The 1,078-nt window shown below is 65.7% G+C and carries 2 protein-coding genes; both read right to left on the reverse strand.

The window, feature by feature from the left end; all coding sequences use genetic code 11:
* A partial coding sequence (locus tag PLC66_RS22805; RefSeq protein ID WP_324544459.1) for a hypothetical protein occupies window positions 1–215 on the reverse strand: 215 nt, incomplete at its 3' end.
* Window positions 212–1,078: LysR family transcriptional regulator (locus PLC66_RS22810; RefSeq protein WP_324544460.1), on the reverse strand; the 867-nt coding region annotated here is incomplete at its 5' end. The genes PLC66_RS22805 and PLC66_RS22810, both read right to left, overlap by 4 nt.

The raw sequence follows: 1,078 nt of genomic DNA on the forward strand, positions 1-1,078 counted from the left end.
TTCCACCGGCCAGGATAATTGACGTCGACCGGCCAAAGTAATTGACGCCGGGCAACGATGTGCATACGACTCTCATCGCAGAATGCCAACCGCAAGCGCAAGCAAGGGCTGAGTATCCGCGCCAGCGGACCGCAGTAAGCAATTCCGGCCGTGGCAAAACAGGTCTGGCGCTTTGACCAAAATGGAATCGGCCAGCCCGCCTGCAGCAGCCTCATGGGGTCCGTTGCGTATCCATCGTCATATGGCCGGCACGCTGCGCACGATCGATGAAGTAGCGCAGCGACTCCGACAAAGTGCCGTCTGGGTGCAGCAGGTAGGTCGTCAGCGTCGCCGAGTCGTCATCCAAGGGCCGGAAGATCAATTCCGCCTGCCGGTATGTCGGCACGTGCGCCGCGCTGGAAAATCCGATGCCATAGCCGGCCGCCACCAGAGCCAGCATCAGCGAGTGGGTCGTCACATACTCGGCCACGACCGGCAGTGTCTCCACCAAGCGCAGCAGGCGCTCAAATTGCCGGCTGCACTCTTCACACGCCTGCGGATCGAACAGAACCAGCGGGTAGCGCACCACCTCTTTCAACGGCGCCCGCTTGTGCTCCAGCAGGGGGTGCCGCGCAGGGATGACCACGACCAACGGGTCCTGCCACAGCGGCATGGCGATCACACCGGACTCCATCACGCTGGCCATCGCCAAGGCCCCGTCGTACAGGTCGTTTCCCAGCCCGCCCACCACCTGCGGCAGCGGTGCCTCGAACAGCCGAACACCCACTTCCGGCGCCTCCTCCCGGCACAGCGCGAGCAGCGCCGGCAATCGGACCTGCCCAACACAGCCGGTCAGTGCGATCCGCAGGGTGCCTTGGTGTCCCGCCGCCACCGCCCGCGCCTTGGTCCGCGCTTGCTCAAGGGTCAGCAGCACACGCCGGGCCTCCTCCAGGAACACCTGCCCGGCCGGGGTCAGGCACACGCCCCGTGGCATGCGCTCCAACAGGGTCACGCCCAGGTCAGCCTCCAGTTGGCGAATCGTCCTCGACAGGGGCGACTGCTCCACATGCAGCCGCCGCGCCGCCCGGCCAAAGTGCAA

The sequence above is a fragment of the Thauera sp. genome, from assembly GCF_035444905.1.
Lineage (GTDB): Bacteria > Pseudomonadota > Gammaproteobacteria > Burkholderiales > Rhodocyclaceae > Thauera.